The sequence below is a fragment of the Acinetobacter sp. SWBY1 genome (assembly GCF_002946595.1).
Lineage (GTDB): Bacteria > Pseudomonadota > Gammaproteobacteria > Pseudomonadales > Moraxellaceae > Acinetobacter > Acinetobacter towneri.
The window spans coordinates 2,474,668-2,491,572 of record NZ_CP026616.1 but is presented as its reverse complement, the minus strand read 5'-3'; the positions used below and the strand labels follow the sequence as shown (position 1 = coordinate 2,491,572).

General features: G+C 42.8%; 17 protein-coding genes. 10 read left to right on the top strand and 7 right to left on the bottom strand.

The annotated features are described in order from the left end of the window. The first annotated feature begins 142 nt into the window (after positions 1-142). The 4 genes from C3Y93_RS11945 (at position 143) to truA (ending at position 4,766) form a co-directional block, all read left to right on the top strand. Positions 143-1,561 (top strand): FimV family protein, encoded by a 1,419-nt coding sequence (locus C3Y93_RS11945; RefSeq protein ID WP_228153767.1) that lies wholly within the window; start codon positions 143-145, stop codon positions 1,559-1,561. A 66-nt stretch (positions 1,562-1,627) separates the two neighbouring features. Beyond that, on the top strand, positions 1,628-2,929 hold the full coding sequence (locus tag C3Y93_RS11940; protein WP_104853021.1) for a fimbrial protein FimV: 1,302 nt from the start codon (positions 1,628-1,630) through the stop codon (positions 2,927-2,929). Positions 2,930-2,975: 46 nt separating this feature from the next. After that, positions 2,976-3,956, top strand: a complete 981-nt coding sequence (locus tag C3Y93_RS11935; RefSeq protein ID WP_104853291.1) for an asparaginase — start codon at positions 2,976-2,978, stop codon at positions 3,954-3,956. A 12-nt stretch (positions 3,957-3,968) separates the two neighbouring features. Next, positions 3,969-4,766, top strand: a complete 798-nt coding sequence (gene truA, locus C3Y93_RS11930) for a tRNA pseudouridine(38-40) synthase TruA (RefSeq protein ID WP_004976106.1) — start codon at positions 3,969-3,971, stop codon at positions 4,764-4,766. Positions 4,767-4,896: 130 nt separating this feature from the next. Here truA and C3Y93_RS11925 read toward each other — a convergent pair whose 3' ends face one another. After that, entirely contained in the window at positions 4,897-5,904 is a 1,008-nt protein-coding gene (locus tag C3Y93_RS11925) for an AraC family transcriptional regulator (RefSeq protein ID WP_004976104.1), read from the bottom strand. Positions 5,905-6,134: 230 nt separating this feature from the next. Between C3Y93_RS11925 and infA the strand changes: the two genes are divergently transcribed. Next, positions 6,135-6,356, top strand: coding sequence for a translation initiation factor IF-1 (infA, locus tag C3Y93_RS11920; RefSeq protein ID WP_001284370.1), 222 nt, complete (start codon positions 6,135-6,137; stop codon positions 6,354-6,356). Positions 6,357-6,514: 158 nt separating this feature from the next. Further along, the gene (locus C3Y93_RS11915) at positions 6,515-6,925 is read left to right on the top strand and encodes a hypothetical protein (RefSeq protein ID WP_104853020.1); all 411 of its coding nucleotides are present in this window, start codon (positions 6,515-6,517) and stop codon (positions 6,923-6,925) included. Positions 6,926-7,054: 129 nt separating this feature from the next. Here the strand turns inward: C3Y93_RS11915 and leuB are convergent, their stop codons facing one another. The 4 genes from leuB to leuC all read right to left on the bottom strand — a co-directional run bounded on the left by leuB (position 7,055) and on the right by leuC (position 11,037). Next, a complete protein-coding gene (gene leuB / locus C3Y93_RS11910) occupies positions 7,055-8,134 on the bottom strand; it encodes a 3-isopropylmalate dehydrogenase (protein WP_104853019.1) in 1,080 nt (359 codons plus the stop codon). Positions 8,135-8,174: 40 nt separating this feature from the next. After that, the gene (locus C3Y93_RS11905; protein ID WP_104853018.1) at positions 8,175-8,738 is read right to left on the bottom strand and encodes a hypothetical protein; all 564 of its coding nucleotides are present in this window, start codon (positions 8,736-8,738) and stop codon (positions 8,175-8,177) included. Between the two features lie 102 nt (positions 8,739-8,840). Beyond that, positions 8,841-9,491, bottom strand: coding sequence for a 3-isopropylmalate dehydratase small subunit (leuD, locus tag C3Y93_RS11900; RefSeq protein ID WP_104853017.1), 651 nt, complete (start codon positions 9,489-9,491; stop codon positions 8,841-8,843). 97 nt (positions 9,492-9,588) lie between these two features. Further along, the gene (leuC, locus tag C3Y93_RS11895; RefSeq protein ID WP_104853016.1) at positions 9,589-11,037 is read right to left on the bottom strand and encodes a 3-isopropylmalate dehydratase large subunit; all 1,449 of its coding nucleotides are present in this window, start codon (positions 11,035-11,037) and stop codon (positions 9,589-9,591) included. Positions 11,038-11,362: 325 nt separating this feature from the next. Here leuC and C3Y93_RS11890 point away from each other — a divergent pair, with 325 nt between their 5' ends. Then, positions 11,363-11,599: a DUF2061 domain-containing protein gene (locus C3Y93_RS11890; RefSeq protein WP_104853015.1), complete on the top strand. Its 237-nt coding sequence runs from the start codon at positions 11,363-11,365 to the stop codon at positions 11,597-11,599. Between the two features lie 235 nt (positions 11,600-11,834). Next, positions 11,835-12,695 carry a LysR family transcriptional regulator gene (locus C3Y93_RS11885; protein ID WP_004976089.1) on the top strand — a complete coding sequence of 287 codons (861 nt, stop codon included), beginning with the start codon at positions 11,835-11,837 and terminating at the stop codon, positions 12,693-12,695. 93 nt (positions 12,696-12,788) lie between these two features. Here the strand turns inward: C3Y93_RS11885 and C3Y93_RS11880 are convergent, their stop codons facing one another. Continuing rightward, the gene (locus C3Y93_RS11880) at positions 12,789-13,034 is read right to left on the bottom strand and encodes a DUF2789 family protein (protein WP_004976087.1); all 246 of its coding nucleotides are present in this window, start codon (positions 13,032-13,034) and stop codon (positions 12,789-12,791) included. Positions 13,035-13,187: 153 nt separating this feature from the next. Next, entirely contained in the window at positions 13,188-13,838 is a 651-nt protein-coding gene (locus tag C3Y93_RS11875; RefSeq protein WP_004976085.1) for an HAD family hydrolase, read from the bottom strand. A 183-nt stretch (positions 13,839-14,021) separates the two neighbouring features. Here C3Y93_RS11875 and C3Y93_RS11870 point away from each other — a divergent pair, with 183 nt between their 5' ends. Then, entirely contained in the window at positions 14,022-14,504 is a 483-nt protein-coding gene (locus tag C3Y93_RS11870; protein ID WP_019836012.1) for an RNA pyrophosphohydrolase, read from the top strand. Between the two features lie 99 nt (positions 14,505-14,603). Then, positions 14,604-16,901 carry a phosphoenolpyruvate--protein phosphotransferase gene (gene ptsP / locus C3Y93_RS11865; RefSeq protein ID WP_104853014.1) on the top strand — a complete coding sequence of 766 codons (2,298 nt, stop codon included), beginning with the start codon at positions 14,604-14,606 and terminating at the stop codon, positions 16,899-16,901. The last annotated feature ends 4 nt before the right edge of the window (positions 16,902-16,905 follow it).

Genomic DNA, 16,905 nt, shown 5'->3' with positions numbered 1-16,905 from the left:
GGATTCTGTGATCAAACTCAACAAGCCAGTCAAATTTGACTGGCTTTTTTATGTAATCAACGTGTTAATATTTTACAATCGACATACAACTCGCTACTCTATCCTTTTCGCCTTGCGATAAATGACCGAGCTAACAATTAAGATGACTGTATATAACAAATTAAAGATCGCCATTTTATCTATTTTGGCTTCACAGCAAATGTATGCAATGAATGTTGACCCGATTCAAATTCAGTCAACAACTGGGGAATTGCTCTATGCCGAAATCAACTTTCGTCAATCGAATGTGAATGAAGCGATTGATGTCAGTTTAGCTACGGCAGAAGATCTGATGTCGATTGGTGCGAGTCACCGTCCGCCTGGTCATCTTAACTTTTTTACACGTCGTAACAGCAATGGTACAGGGGTTATCACCATTACCTCATCTCGACCGTTAACCGAGTCTGAGTTGAATATTGTGGTCAAAATTAAAGAAGGCAATGCAACCCGCCTGCAACATATTCGCACCCCATTAAAACGCAGTGCACCTGCGCCATTGGCCGCTATGCAACGTAGCAATGAACAAGCTTTAATGCCTGTTATGATTGTCAATGAGCAAGATATTGCTTTAAATTTACCTGTAAGTACGGCCTATCAGGTTGAAACACCCAAAGCAATTGAACAACAGGCTTTTGAAGCACCGCTAACCATTAAACGCAATACACCGCCTGCGTTAAACCATCAAGCAGTAACAGTGATTCAAACTGCGCCAAGCCGTAGCGCAGCGAGTGAAAATACGACTGTTGCTGCTCCAAAAGCAGCGCCAGCAAAAACAAATAACAACCCAACACCGACAGCATCTACAGCGACTACGTCAGTCACTGCACAACAATCGGCTGATCCATTGGTACAAAAATTTGCTGAACAGCAACGCACGAAGCAACTGGCACAAACTCAGCCTGCTGCTGCCGTGAAAAAGCCTGCACAAACAGCGGCTGCACAGGCTAAACCAAGCCCTGCCACAGCCATGCCTGCAGTCAATACCCAACACGTGGTGCAATCGAATGAATCATTATGGGCAATTGCCTCACGCATTGCGGGTGAAAATAACCGCCCTGTTGCTGAAGTGATGCAGCAAATTAAAGCCAATAATGAGCATGCTTTTATTCAAGGCGATGCCAATCGTTTGCGTCGTGGTGCGACCTTAAATTTACATGCACAAGCGAACTCTAAAACAGAGAAAAAAGCCGCAATTCCAAAACCAGAAACGGCCAGTACACCACAATCAGGCAAAGCCAAATATCGTTTAAATCAAGCAGAAATGAGCCTCGTGGCAGAGAATCAACAGGACTCCACCCACGGTTCTGCCAAGAAGAACACACAATCCACACAAACTTCGGGTGACTTGTCATTAAAAGTTATGACATCCCGCGAGAAAACCGTTAAATTACAGAGAAACGTAACAGAATTAGAATTGGCATTACGTCAGAAGGATCACAGAATTCAATTACTCAACGCGCGCCTTGCCGAACTGCAACAACAATTGCAAAAACAACAAGCCGCAAATAAGCCAAAACACTAAATGTTACACACAATGATTTTTTTGGGATAAGGTCAAACAGGGACCACATCCTCAAGGGGTATAAACATGCTGATTTATGTGATTCCGTTTATTTTATTACTGGTGATCGCAATTTTCTTGAAAAAGCGTGAAGCAAGTAAAGAAGCCGAACCAAGCAACAAGAAAACAGCAGCGCCAGCCAAAACCAGTGGCAAGAAAACCACAACTACCAAAAAAGTTGCCCAGAAATCGGTGGTGGTTGAAGAGGTTGTTCCAACTCCACAACACTCTACCCCTGTACCTGTTAAAATTCAGACAAATATTGAAAATCTGATTAAGGAGCGCAATTTCTTTGCTGCGGAAGCGCAAATTAACCAAGCATTAAAACATGATAACTCATTGCATGGTTTGTATTTGTTATTGCTTGATATTCATTTACAACAAAAAGATGAATTTGCAATTGATCAATTGCTGAATCATTTACGCTCTTTAGAGCTTGACGATATTCTGTCACAAGCTGAAGCAAAAAAAGCCAGTCATGCACATGAAGATATTGCTGAAAAATCAGCAAATGAAGCGCCGACTGCAGCTCCAAGCAGCTTAGATTTTACTGCACCTGTGAGTACGCCAAATCAAACGGCTTCTTTTGACCAGTTACAGCACGAACTGACTTCAAATAAAACTGCAGAACCTGAAGCAGCTTTGAAATTTGACACCTCATCCTTAAATTTCAGCCCTGCTGCCGAACCTGAAGTCAAAGCAGAACCTACGGCACTGGATTTTAATTTCTCACTCGATTCTGCACCAACAGAAGTAAAAACTGAAGCGCCTGCGATTACAGCTGAACCAAGTGCAAGCCCTGCAGAGAAAGTTAAACCGCTCGACTTCACGTTTGATTTAACACCAAGCCCAGCTGAAACCACAGTAGCACCAGAAACAGCAGCCCCAGAATCAACAATAAGTGAAGCTGCTGCAGTCGAAGCCCCAAGTCTAGACTTCAATTTTTCTACACCAGAAAGTGCACCTGCAGTTGAAGCAAAAGCTGAACCTGCAACGCCTGATTTTAATTTCACATTTGACAGTACGCCTGCTGCGGAAACCAATCTTCAACCTACAACTGAACCAGAAATCATTGCTGCACCAAGTATTGCACATGAACCTGCTGCAACCGTTGTCAGTACAGATGTTGATCTGAATGATCCATTGGTGAAATCATTCCCAGACTTATATCAAGTGGATGAAATTCAGTTGAACTTAGACTTAGCGAGCCAATATGTAGAGTTGGGCGCTTATGATGCTGCGAAAGCTTTACTTGGCGAACAAGATGCAAATTACTCTGCTGAACAACGCCAACGTGCCGATCAGTTACTGAATCAAATCGCTTCTTAATTCAAATCAGATTAAGATAAAGCAGTCATTCTTGACTGCTTTTTTTATGATGAAAAAAATTGCGTTAATCTATATGGGCGGCACTTTTGGCTGTGTCGGTGAACCACTAAGCCCAATGCCTGCCGAGCAATTCCTGCCACGCTTGGCACAGGTCTTGCCCCTAAATTTAGAGATTGAATGTTTTGTTGCCCCTGTCATTAAAGACAGTAGTGCCTGCACAGCAGCAGACTGGTTACAGCTCATTCAATATATTCAAAAATTACAACACGATGATTTTCAACATTTCGTTATTTTACATGGCACCGACACCCTCAGCTATGCCAGCGCAGTCTTGGCACGTTTTTTAGCGCAAAGTACCCATGTCATTCTCACGGGTAGCCAATATCCCTTACTCAATGCACAAGGCACAGATACCCGTGAATTTAGTGATGCCTTGGACAACCTAAATTTTGCTTTACAACAGATTCATCAAGTGACTCAGGGAGTATATCTGGCCTTCCATCAGCAACTGATTCATGCCGCAACGGCACTGAAACAACACACCACCGAGTTAAATGCATTTACAGGTCAGTCTGCTTTGGTTTACACGGAGAACAAATCGCAGAATGAGCCAGCATTCAACATTAGCACTCAACATATTGAAAAAGCCCAGCACTTTAACTGCCTGAACTGGATGTTACAGCCAATTGCCATTTCCGCTTTGGTCGATAATTTAAAAGCCTTACAGCAACATCCCCCACACTGCCTGATTTTACAGAGTTATGGCACAGGCAATATGGCAGTCAATACCGAAGTGATTGAGTTAATTCAGGCCTTGCAAGCTCAACAATGTGCCGTCATTCTCACCACACAAGTCACTTTTGGTGGCATGCAACAACGCTATGCGATCAGCCAGTGGTTACAGGACAGCAAAATTTTAATCAGTGATTGCCAAAGTCACGCAGATCTTTATGCCAAAGCCTTAAAAATGTATTTACAATACGACAGCCTTGCACAGTGGTATGCGCATTGGCAGTCTTCAGTGTGATTTGAGGTGATTATGCAGCGTTTTGCAATCGGAATTGAGTTTTGTGGCATTCGGTATCGGGGTTGGCAGACCCAGCAAGCAGGCGTACCTAGTGTGCAGGAAACCATTGAAAAAGTTCTGAGCAAAATTGCCGATGAACCCATTATTTTACATGGTGCAGGACGTACCGATGCAGGCGTGCATGCAACCAATATGGTGGCACATTTTGATACGCATGCCATTCGCCCTGAACGCGGTTGGTTGATGGGTGCCAACAGCCAACTACCCAAAGACATTGCAATTCAATGGATTAAAACGATGGATATGGACTTCCATGCTCGTTTTAAGGCTCAGGCACGGCGTTATCGCTATGTCGTGTATAACAATCCACAACGCCCTGCCTTGCTGCACAAACAAGTCACTCACGCTTATTATCCCTTAGATGTCGATAAAATGATTGCGGCTGCGCAGAAATTTGAAGGGACACATAATTTTGAAAGCTTTCGTGCCGCAGCGTGTCAGTCCAATCAGCCTGTCCGTCATGTCAGCCATTGCCGCTTAATTCGTCACGGCAATTATTTAGTGTTAGATATTCAAGCCGATGGTTTTTTGCATCACATGGTTCGCAATATCATGGGTTGTCTATTGGAGATTGGACAAGGTTTATATGACATTGCGCATATTGACCAAATTTTTGCAGCTCAAGACCGTAAAGCAGCAGGAATTACCGCCCCACCCGATGGCTTGTATTTTATTCAGGCACACTATCCTGAACAGTTTGATTTACCGAAAGTTCCCTTAGGGCCACATTGGTTAAATATGCCGGAATAATTTAATCCCTTCCGACCTCCCTTTTCCAAAGAGAGGAGCTCCATTTCGAGGCGTTAAAAACGAAAGTCCCCCCTTTGAAAAAGGGGGATTTAGGGGGATTCTGTTTAGGAAAGGTTTTAAATTTTCAAACTTAACGCTGCTTGCGCTTTCTATATTCCACTGGAGTTTCATTGGTCCAGCGTTTAAAGGCACGATAGAACGTACTTGGCTCTGAAAAACCCGTTAAGTACACAATCCGCTCCACGCTTTCATTGGTATTCGATAATAATCGTTTAGCCAAACGACATCGATAATCGGACAGAATTTGCTGAAAACTGGTATTGGCTTCGCTCAATTGGGTACGCAAACGGCGTGGCGTGATATTCAATTGCGCCGCTACTGTTTCCAATGTCGTTTCACCGCTTTCTAAAGTTGAACCAATGGCACGGCGTACTTCACCAACCAAGTCATAACGCGCCAGCTCCTGCAGCTTTTCCAATGCCAACTGTTCGTGTAATTGCAATAACTCAGGTTCTGCCTGCCATAGTGGATAATCCAAAATACTCGGATCAAAATACAAACGCGTTTCTTTCTGCCCCAAACTCACAGGACATTCAAAGACCCGAAAATATTCATCATCTGCAGCGCCATCACTGAAGTTAAAGTCGATATAAATAGGCTGAAAACGACCTTCAGTAATAAATTTAAAGAAGCGTAAAACACCCGACATGGCACATTCAGAAAAATGACGATTGACGATATTTTCCGACCACGGCTGCACGCCATTGGTTAAATAGCAGCGTCCATCTTCCACCACCAATTTGGCATCAAAAGCATCACTAATCAGGCGTTGATAAGCCAAAGCGCGTTTTAGGCCTTCACCAAAGTTTTCTGAAGAAATAAACAAATGTTCAATCACCTGCCCGCGATAAAGTGGCAAATGTTCCCCCAGATGTAAACCAATATCAGGGTCTTTACTGACTTCCTCAGCCGCAACCCAAAACGCATATTGTGCATTTAAAGGCGTACGCTCATTGGCTTCGACCTGATTTAAGGCCACACCTGCTTTTGTTAAAATATCTTCGGTTGGCAACCCCGCACGACGAATCGCTTGGTAGCCTAAACGCAATACAACCGATGCATCAGTTAGCTGACCCACGCAAAAACCTTCCTTGTATGTACTTCATTTATACTTAAAAAGATTGAAATTAGATTAACTGCGATTGACCGAACTGACAACCTACCCAAGCCCATTTTTACAGAAAAAGTATAAACCGATGATTCGCTTATTTTACTAACAGATGCGCTGTGTATAGGGTAAAGCATCTTGTTTTTTTCAGAAAAATTGCCTATAATTTGCGCCTTTCCAATTTGATACTCAGGTAGGCTATGGCCAATAAAGAGGAACTCATCGAGTTCGAAGGCGTTGTCACCGAAACGCTTCCTAATACTATGTTTCGTGTACGTTTAGAAAACGGTCATGAAGTGATTGCTCACATTTCTGGTAAAATGCGTAAACACTATATTCGTATTTTAACAGGCGACAGTGTGAAAGTTGAAATGACACCTTACGACTTAACCAAGGGTCGCATCACTTACCGCGCACGCTAAGTTTTAGAGTAAGCTAAAGCCACTTTCGGAGTGGCTTTTTTACGTTCACTTAAAAAAATTCTGTTTAGCCTTTAATTCGTCCCCGCCGCTTATCGAATCACCACATTCTTTTCTTGCATTGCCTTCTACAATAAACTTTTGAGCAAGGGAGAAAAAGCATGTTATTTCGATCCTGCGTTGCTTTGGTTATTACTTCGTTTCTAGGCATTACTTTAGTTGCCTGTAGTAGCCATCCATCTCAATCAGTCATAAGCCGTGACGTCTATTTACAACAATTTGTTGGTCAATCTAGCACTTATATTTTGTCACACTTGCAGTTAAGCCAAATAGACTATCAACAAGTGGGTACAGTCGAACAAACCAAGCGAGCCTTACGTTATCAGGTCATTCGCCCCGTACGGATTCCTATTCCAATGGCACAGCATCCAACAACAGGAATTGGCGCAGTTCCGCTAAACATGGGCATCCCCAGTCATGAAAGTTATGATGTGGCGCTGTCCTGCTATATTATTTTTCACTTAGAACACAACATTGCGACATCTGTGTCTTATAGTGGGCGACACTGTTAAATAGACACCACGCTATTAAACAGCAGCACTAAATTTTTTGCACAAAAAAACGCAGCCCGTAGACTGCGTTTGCTTTAAGCCAATCGCATTTAGATATACGATTTAGCTTAAGTATCTGAGGTGTTGAAATTAGTTCAATGCCGCAACCACAGCCTGACCCATTTCTACTGTACCGACTTTGTTCATGCCTTCAGACATAATGTCGGCAGTACGCAAGTTTTGGTCCAATACAATGCCTACCGCATCTTCAATGGCTTTAGCTGCCGCTTCTTCACGGAAGGTGTAACGTAGCATCATTGCCACAGAAAGAATGGTTGCCAATGGGTTTGCCAAGTTCTGACCTGCGATATCTGGCGCTGAACCATGACAAGGCTCATACATACCCTTACCGTTTTCGTCTAAAGATGCAGATGGCAACATACCAATAGAACCTGTCAACATCGCCGCTTCATCAGACAAGATGTCACCAAACAAGTTACCTGTCACCAATACGTCAAATTGTTTTGGCGCGCGTACCAATTGCATCGCTGCGTTATCGACATACATGTGCGACAAGTTGATTTCTGGGTACTGTTCTGCATGTAACTGAGTCACAGTTTGCTTCCACAATTCAGTCACTTCCAGTACGTTGGCTTTATCTACCGAACATACTTTACCACCACGCAATTTCGCCATTTCAAACGCTACTTTTGCAATGCGTTTGATTTCTGACTCAGCATATACGTCGGTGTTAAAACCTTGTTTTTCACCGTTTTCTAATTCACGAATACCACGTGGCTGACCGAAATAGATACCACCCGTCAATTCACGCACGATTAAGATATCTAAGCCTGATACGATTTCAGGTTTTAAGCTTGAAGCATCTGCCAATTGTGGATACAAAATTGCAGGACGTAAGTTCGCAAATAAATTGAGTTCTGAACGCAATTTTAACAAACCACGCTCTGGACGGATTGAGCGCTCAATGTTGTCCCACTTTGGACCACCGACAGCGCCTAATAAAATTGCATCGGCTTTTTTAGCCTGTTCAGATGTTACTGCAGGGTACGGTTCGCCATGTGCATCAATTGCAGAACCACCCAATAAACCTTGTTCCCAAGTCAAACCCAAATTGAATTTTTCATTGATACGTGTCAGCACTTGTTCAGCAGCTTTCACAATTTCTGGACCAATGCCGTCACCAGCTAAAATCAAAATATGTTTTGACATGAAAATTTCCATTGTTAATAACAGTCAACGACTGTAGAGACTAAATTTTTTGTTCCACAAACTCGCCCAAGCCATTCAGGACATTGTAGGGTTTGCAAAAACGACGAATGGGTTTGTTGTTTTGCATCAGTTCCACGCAGAGTGGATCGGGTGCAGATACATTTAACAAGCTACCTTTAGTACGAATGCGGTCTCGATACATTCTAAAGGTGTATTTTTGCTTGGCATTAAACTTATGAATGACATGCAATTTTTCTGCACGATCTTTAGAAATCGGATAAAAACGTATCACCAACTCATGCTGCGCAGGAGGCACAGACAAATACAAGGCATTGGATTTATTTAAGGATGATTCCTGTAAACGCACTAAACCCTCCTGAATGGCAGCACGTGTAACACGATGTTTTTCTGCATCGACAATTGTGACCGTATTTAAACGCTCAAACTCACAATCATCTGTACCCGCACAGTAAATCAGTGCATTGGATTTGCTTTGTTCAGTTTCTTTCACCTGTTTAATGCGTGCTGTATTCCACGTTTGGCATGCGCTTAGTGTGGTGATACATAATCCAATGACAGCAAGCCGACCGAAAATTTTAGTCATTGTTCGCGCCCAACCTCACCTGTTAGATACAAAATATAAAAATTATTATGTGCCGATGTTAGCAAGAGTTAGGCAGCGATGCTATGACAAATTTCAGCGAATTTATGCCTGAATTTCGGCAAAAACCCATGGACGCGTCTGCTTAGTTTTCTCTTCATAAGCACGAATGTCATCGGCTGCTTGTAATGTTAAGCCAATATCATCCAAACCATTCAATAAACAGTGCTTACGGAATGGATCTACTTCAAATTTAAATGCCGTACCGCTTGGTGTGCGTACTTCTTGCGCGTCTAAGTCGATGGTTAATTGATAGCCTTCAGTCGCCGCACATTCTTTAAATAATTGCTCGACCTGCTCTTCAGACAAGATCACAGGCAACATGCCGTTTTTAAAGCAGTTATTGAAGAAAATGTCGGCAAAACTTGGCGCAATAACGGTACGGAAACCATATTCATTCAACGCCCAAGGCGCATGCTCACGGCTTGAACCACAACCAAAGTTGGCACGTGAAATTAAGATTGAAGCACCCTGATAACATGGCTGATTCAATACAAACTCAGTATTAATCGGACGTTTTGAATTGTCCTGCCCCGGATAACCTTCATCTAAATAACGCAATTCATCAAATAAGTTATCGCCAAAACCTGTGCGTTTGATAGATTTCAAAAACTGTTTTGGAATGATTAAGTCTGTATCGACATTGGCACGGTCTAATGGTGCAACGATACCTTGTTCAACGGTATATTTTTTCATGTTTAATTCTCACTGAATCCGTAACCTCTCCCTTACCCTCTGCTATAGCGAGAGGGAACGCCATCTCTCTGAGAGAAGGCTGGGATGAGGGCATAACTTAGAATGAACGTACGTCTACAAAATGACCTGCGATTGCTGCCGCAGCTGCCATTGCTGGACTCACCAAATGGGTACGACCACCGTTACCTTGACGACCTTCAAAGTTACGGTTTGAAGTCGATGCACAGTGTTCACCCGGTTGCAATTTGTCTGCGTTCATTGCCAAGCACATTGAACAACCTGGTTCACGCCATTCAAAGCCTGCTTCTACAAACACTTTGTCTAAGCCTTCTTGTTCCGCTTGTTGCTTAACTAAACCAGAACCCGGAACCACCATCGCCTGTTTAATGCTTGCTGCAACTTTACGACCTTTAATCACTTCAGCGGCTGCACGAATATCTTCAATACGCGAGTTGGTGCATGAGCCAATAAATACGCGGTCTAATTGAATATCTGCCAAAGACTGACCTGCAGTTAAGCCCATATATTGATAAGCACGCGTCCAGTCATTGCGCTGTACGTCATCTTTCGCCTGTTCTAAAGTTGGTACGGCTTGTGACACTGGAATCACCATTTCAGGTGAAGTTCCCCAAGACACTTGCGGCTCAATTTCTTCGCCTTGTAATACCACTACGGTGTCAAAGTGCGCGCCTTCATCTGAGTGTAAAGTATTCCAGTAAGCAACTGCTGCATCCCATTGCTCGCCTTTTGGTGCATAGTTACGACCTTTCACGTATTCAATGGTTTTGTCATCCACAGCGACCATACCTACGCGCGCGCCTGCTTCAATCGCCATATTACATACTGTCATACGTCCTTCAATCGACATATCACGGAATACTTGACCACCAAACTCAATCGCGTGACCTGTACCGCCTGCAGTACCAATTTTACCAATGATCGCTAAAACGACATCTTTCGGTGTAACACCTTGACCTAATTTGCCATCTACACGCACTAGCATGTTTTTCATTTTCTTTTGAACTAAGCATTGGGTTGCTAATACGTGTTCAACTTCAGACGTCCCAATACCATGCGCTAAACACCCAAATGCACCGTGAGTCGCTGTATGTGAGTCACCACACACTACGGTCATACCTGGCAAAGTTAAGCCCTGCTCAGGCCCAACCACGTGCGCAATCCCCTGACGGATGTCGTTGATGTCAAACTGCACCACGTTAAAGGTTTTACAGTTGTCATCTAAAGTTTGTACCTGAATACGTGAGGTATCATCTTCAATACCTGCAATACCGTCTGCACGTTCTTTCTTAGACGTTGGTACGTTATGGTCAGGCGTTGCCACGTTGGCACTTAAACGCCACGGTTGACGACCTGCAAGTTGTAAGCCCTCAAACGCTTGTGGAGAAGTCACTTCATGTAATAAATGACGGTCGATATACAATAAAGCTGAGCCATCATCACGTTGGGTGACCAAGTGATCATCCCACAATTTGTCATACAAAGTTTTTGCTGTTGGATTTTGTGATTGTTGGTTTTCGCCTGCCATGTCAGATCTACTCCACTGGACTGGGTAATTTTTTCATTCTTTCGATTATAACCGCGAATTTGTATAAATCTAATTTATCATTTTTATTAATTTAAAAACTTTTGGGAATTAATATTTACATCCAAGCAAAATATTTTTTATTGGTTTAACCTGTTTTGTTTTCAGGTTAAGTTCAATCAACATCGTTTCATCTAAAAAATAATCAAGACTAAAATCTAATTTCCCAATCAAAAACACAAAAATATTCGTTTTTACAAATTAAATAAGAATAATTATCCTTTAGCTATCACACAGAGAAATGTCAAAGCAGCACAGGAGTATTCACATGAGTCATATTCAAAAATTTGTTGCTAACAATCAACGCATGTTCAAAAAGACCTTGAGCTACTACATTATGCACATCACCGTGGCAATGGTGGTTGGTTATGTGGTCACGGGTAATATTTGGATGGCCATTACCTTAAGTTTGGTCGAACCAACAGTTCAAGCGGTGGCTTATTTTATTCACGAACGTATTTGGGAAAAGAAAACACAAGCTGAAGAGTCCAACATTATCGCGTAGTTAACATATCGTTATGCTCTAGTTACCCTCTTCTCAAGTGAATACTGCTGTTCTATTTCTTCCTCTTAGATCATCGTAGCGCAAGCGACGATGATCTTTTTTTATGCCCTTTTCAATCCGCTCCCTTGAGGATGTTTCTGCCTACAGTTTCAAAATATGTAGAATTTGTTTTGATTAATTCTAATTTTTTCTAAATAATAAACACAGTGATAAAAAATACTTATAGGTAGTTCAGATGAATCTTGCAGCCTTCGAAGCTTTTGTAAAAGTCATGGAAACGGGTTCTATTTCTTTGGCCGCAGATCAACTGTTTATTACCCAGCCTGCAGTGACTAAACGCATTCACAGTTTGGAAGATTATTTTGGTGTAAAACTGTTTGAATCGGCAGGACGTGGCGTACAGGCTACACATGCAGCACACTCACTATTGCCCAAAGTCAAAAACTGGCTGAATGAACTGGGCGATATTCACCACACCCTCAGTCATGAGCAAGGACAGGTTCAAGGCAAACTGAAAATTGGCACCAGTCACCATATTGGTTTGCACCATTTACCCAATCATTTACGTGAATATGTACAGGAATTTCCCAACGTCACGTTAGATGTGCATTTTGTCGACTCAGAACAGGCACATGAACAAGTTTTGGCAGGCGATTTAGAACTGGCTTTTCTGACCTTACCGCCCAAATTAGATGAACGTCTGTCTTATGTCACCATTTGGAATGATCCATTGGTGTTTGTGGTCGCATCTTTTCATCCGCTTGCACATCAGAAAAACCTGCAATTGACCGATTTACTCGCCTACCCTAGTTTGTTGCCTGCCGCGCAAACCTATACCAGTCAAATCACTTTGGCAGAGTTTGAAAAGCAAGGTGTTAAACCTAAAGTCACCATGAGCAATAATCCGCTAGAATCTATTCGGATGTTGGTGTCAATTGGTTTGGGATGGTCTGTTTTACCTAAAACTTTGGTCAATCAAGACTTACAACAGTTAGATATTGACTTAGAAATGAACCGTCAATTAGGCATGGTATGGCATCCGGGACGAACGCAATCACGCGCTGTTTTAGAATTGATTGAGATGATGAAACACTAAAAGATTAATCGTTTCTTTTGAATGAAAACACCCTCAAACACGATTGTACTGAGGGTGTTTTTTTATTGGCTCAACTTGGACACAAGTGAAGTCTTAACGACTCACCGAATCTTCATGCAAAGATTCATTCAATTGGTCTACCACAATTGCCCATGAACCATCCGATTTCATTTTTTCGACGATAAACTGACGCTGTGCTTCCGTCCAAAATTCTGCCTCGGCAATTGTTGTTTCTGCATTCAATTGATGCGTTTCAATAAATTGCTGAATCGCAGCTTCACTGGCATCCAAACCCAGTTGTTCAAATAAATGTGTCATTCTTGGGCGTACACCACTCATTTTTTCACTCCTGATCATTTTTAATTCTTGTCTTACCTTAGCATGCCTATTCTAAAAATGAATGACATAATCCAACATTGCAGCAAATAAAAACAAAACAGAAACAAGCGACTAGTTACACCTGATACAGCAACAATTGCACTAATCTAAGCTTTAAATTGACCAGTCCTGGACATCCCACCCTTGCTCTTCCGCCAAAGCCTGTAAACGTGCATCTGGGTTTACCGCAATGGCATGATCGGCATATTCCAGCAAGAAACGGTCGTTAATGGAATCTGAATACGCCCAAGACTCAGTCACATCGCGGCCTTCTAGCCATTGCTCCAAACGCACTAATTTGCCTTTTTGGTAACATGCGGTGTTAATCACTTTGCCTGTATATTTACCATCGACCACTTCGGCATTGGTGGCAATAATTTCAGTAATGCCAAATTCACGAAAAATAGGTGCTGTAATAAAGTCAGAAGTTGCGGTGATGCCCACCAATTCATGTCCTAAAGCCTGATGACGCTGAATAGCTTTAAACCCTTCAGGGCGCATTTGTGGACGAATCACCTTTTGCATAAATAATTCATGCAAATCTGTGAGGTACTGATTGTCGTGCTGGGTTAAAAACTCAAATACAAATTCGTTATATGCAATTGGGTCGAGTTGCCCTGCTTTGTAGTCTTCATAAAACTTGTCGTTCATGGCGCGATGGCGAACAGGATCAACCAAGCCTTCACTTACCAAAAACTCACCCCAAGAATGATCTGAATCAGTATTTAACAAGGTGTGATCGAGATCAAATAGCGCCAATTTCATGAAAATACTCGTAAAAACTGAAATTTAAGAAAAAAATTGTAAATCTATCTCCGCTAGTCGATAGAAATTCGTTAAGATCATAGCAATTTTAACATTATTTACACTTTGCGTTTTCGAGTTGGAGAAAAGAAATCATCATCCCCGAGTGCAAAGTCATAAATTAAACAATATTTAGGTAGCCAAATGATCGACTCAGAAGGTTTCCGACCCAATGTCGGGATCATTTTGGCAAACGAGTTTGGACAAGTTTTATGGGCAAAACGCATTGGTCACAATGCATGGCAATTTCCGCAAGGAGGTATCCAGTATGGAGAAACCCCTGAACAGGCACTTTATCGTGAGCTGAGAGAAGAAGTTGGCTTACTGCCCGAACACGTCCAAATTATCGCGCAAACTAAAGGTTGGCTGCGTTATCGTTTGCCACATCGGTATATACGCACGGATTCAGATCCCGTATGTATTGGTCAAAAACAGAAGTGGTTTTTATTGCAACTGACAGCGTCAGCGCATCATATTCGGCTGAATTTGTCAGACCCACCCGAATTTGATCAATGGCAATGGGTCAGTTACTGGTATCCGCTTGGTCAGGTCGTCAATTTTAAACGTGACGTCTACCGTAAAGCGATGGTGGAATTGTGCAATCAATTGCCCCTGAAAAAACCTTAAAATTTGCATGAAGATGTAGATTTTTTAGCTTATTGTTATAGGGTCATCTGTGGTGTAAAACTGACCTTAAATCATTGATTGGAATATGGAGTAGCGCGTATGTCGAACATGCAACTGGATACCCTTAGACGCATTGTACAAGAAATCAATGCGTCCACCAGTTTGCATGAATCACTCGATATTATGGTCAATCAGGTCGCAGAAGCCATGCATGTGGATGTCTGCTCTATTTACCTGTTAGATGAACGCAATCAACGCTACTTGCTCATGGCATCAAAGGGTTTAAATCCTGAGTCCGTGGGGCATGTGTCATTACATACCAGTGAAGGTTTGGTCGGTTTAGTCGGACAACGTGAAGAAATTGTCAACCTAAACGATGCGCCCAAACACGAACGCTTCATGTATTTGGCCGAAACAGGCGAGGAAATTTATAATTCTTTCCTTGGCGTGCCTGTCATGTATCGTCGTAAAGTGATGGGCGTTCTTGTGGTGCAAAACAAGGACAAACAAGACTTTTCTGAAGCCGCAGAATCCTTTTTAGTCACACTTTGTGCTCAGCTTTCAGGTGTCATTGCGCATGCGCATGCCGTGGGCAACATTGATGTGTTCCGCAAACCCAACAACCTGCCTGCCTACAAAACCTTTCAGGGCGTATCGGGTTCGGGCGGGATTGCACTGGGTCGTGCGGTAATTCTGTATCCACCTGCAGATTTGGCGGCTGTACCTGATCGTGAAGCTGAAGACATTAGTGAAGAGTTAGAATTACTAGACAACGCACTAGATGCAGTGCGTCAAGAAATTCAGGCACTAGATGACAAAATGCAGGATGCCTTAATGGCAGAAGAACGCGCTTTATTCAGTGTGTTCCTACGCATGTTGGATGAAAATGCCCTGCCTGCAGAAATTAAAGAACTGATTCGTGAAGGTAACTGGGCACAAGGTGCAGTGCGTATTGTAATTGACAATCACATTGCCCTATTTTCGCAAATGGAAGATGACTATTTACGCGAACGTGTTTCTGACCTGAAAGATTTAGGGCGTCGTATTCTCGCCTCTTTACAAGAAGCCGATGCCAGTCACCGTGAACTGACCGATGAAAGTATTTTAATTGGCGAAGAAATTTCCACAGCAGCTTTGGTAGAACTACCTGTCGATAAAATTGCAGCGATTGTTACCACCGAAGGCGCAATGAATTCTCACATGGTCATTGTGGCACGTGCTTTGGGTATTCCAACCGTAGTTGGCGTAACTGAATTGCCCATCAACAGCCTAGACGATGTGGAAATGATTGTAGATGCGCACCAAGGTCGGGTGTTTATCAACCCGCCACGTCGCATGCGGACGCGCTATAAAGAAATTCAAAAAGAAGAAGAACAGATTGCCAAAGACCTCAAGCAATATGAAACCAAAGATGCCATTACCCCTGACGGCGTAGCGGTAAAATTGTATGTCAATACAGGCTTGATGATTGACGTAGTGCGTGGCGTACAACGCGGTGCTAAAGGTGTTGGTTTATATCGTTCTGAAATTCCATTTATGCTACGTGACCGTTTCCCGGGCGAAGAAGAACAGCGTGCTATTTACCGCCAACAGCTCAGTCACTTTGCCAACAAACCTGTGGTGATGCGTACGCTAGATATTGGCGCAGACAAGGACTTGCCGTACTTTTCGATTGAAGAAGAAAACTCAGCCTTGGGTTGGCGCGGGATTCGCTTCACGCTAGATCATCCTGAAATTTTTTCTTCGCAAATTCGTGCCATGCTCAAAGCCAGTATTGGTTTGAATAATCTGCATATTTTGCTGCCAATGATCACCAGTGTCAGTGAGGTTGAAGAAGCCTTGTATTTGCTAGATCGTGACTTGCAAGCAGTGCAGGAAGAAGAACAGGTTAAAATCACCAAACCGAAAATTGGCATTATGGTAGAAGTACCGAGTGTGCTGCTGCAAATTGATGAATTTGCCCCGTTGGTGGATTTTTTCTCGGTAGGATCAAACGATTTAACCCAGTATTTATTGGCAGTGGATCGTAACAATCCGCGTGTGGCCAACGTCTATTCACACTTTCATCCTGCAGTACTGCGCGCCTTAACCCGCTTGGTGAAAGAATGTCATAAATATGACAAGCCTGTGAGCGTTTGTGGCGAAATGGCAGGAGATCCGCTGTCTGCGGTAATTCTGATGGCAATGGGCTTTAATACCCTGTCGATGAGTTCAAGTAATATCTTGCGGGTGCGTAAAGCAATTTGTCATGTACCGATGACCGATGCGCAACATTTATTAGATCAGGCGTTAAAAATGAATAATCCGCTGATGGTGAAAAGTCTGATGGAATATTATTTTAAAACCCATGGCTTGGGCGATATGGTGAAACTAGCGACACGTATCGTATCTCCATAAAACT

Bases quoted from the DNA above. Each gene is read 5' to 3' on its own strand.
- C3Y93_RS11945 (WP_228153767.1), top strand. From the start codon at position 143: ATGACTGTATATAACAAATTAAAGATCGCCATTTTATCTATTTTGGCT.
- C3Y93_RS11940 (WP_104853021.1), top strand. From the start codon at position 1,628: ATGCTGATTTATGTGATTCCGTTTATTTTATTACTGGTGATCGCAATT.
- C3Y93_RS11935 (WP_104853291.1), top strand. From the start codon at position 2,976: ATGATGAAAAAAATTGCGTTAATCTATATGGGCGGCACTTTTGGCTGT.
- truA (WP_004976106.1), top strand. From the start codon at position 3,969: ATGCAGCGTTTTGCAATCGGAATTGAGTTTTGTGGCATTCGGTATCGG.
- infA (WP_001284370.1), top strand. From the start codon at position 6,135: ATGGCCAATAAAGAGGAACTCATCGAGTTCGAAGGCGTTGTCACCGAA.
- C3Y93_RS11915 (WP_104853020.1), top strand. From the start codon at position 6,515: ATGTTATTTCGATCCTGCGTTGCTTTGGTTATTACTTCGTTTCTAGGC.
- leuB (WP_104853019.1), bottom strand. From the start codon at position 8,134: ATGTCAAAACATATTTTGATTTTAGCTGGTGACGGCATTGGTCCAGAA.
- C3Y93_RS11905 (WP_104853018.1), bottom strand. From the start codon at position 8,738: ATGACTAAAATTTTCGGTCGGCTTGCTGTCATTGGATTATGTATCACC.
- leuD (WP_104853017.1), bottom strand. From the start codon at position 9,491: ATGAAAAAATATACCGTTGAACAAGGTATCGTTGCACCATTAGACCGT.
- leuC (WP_104853016.1), bottom strand. From the start codon at position 11,037: ATGGCAGGCGAAAACCAACAATCACAAAATCCAACAGCAAAAACTTTG.
- C3Y93_RS11890 (WP_104853015.1), top strand. From the start codon at position 11,363: ATGAGTCATATTCAAAAATTTGTTGCTAACAATCAACGCATGTTCAAA.
- C3Y93_RS11885 (WP_004976089.1), top strand. From the start codon at position 11,835: ATGAATCTTGCAGCCTTCGAAGCTTTTGTAAAAGTCATGGAAACGGGT.
- C3Y93_RS11880 (WP_004976087.1), bottom strand. From the start codon at position 13,034: ATGAGTGGTGTACGCCCAAGAATGACACATTTATTTGAACAACTGGGT.
- C3Y93_RS11875 (WP_004976085.1), bottom strand. From the start codon at position 13,838: ATGAAATTGGCGCTATTTGATCTCGATCACACCTTGTTAAATACTGAT.
- C3Y93_RS11870 (WP_019836012.1), top strand. From the start codon at position 14,022: ATGATCGACTCAGAAGGTTTCCGACCCAATGTCGGGATCATTTTGGCA.
- ptsP (WP_104853014.1), top strand. From the start codon at position 14,604: ATGTCGAACATGCAACTGGATACCCTTAGACGCATTGTACAAGAAATC.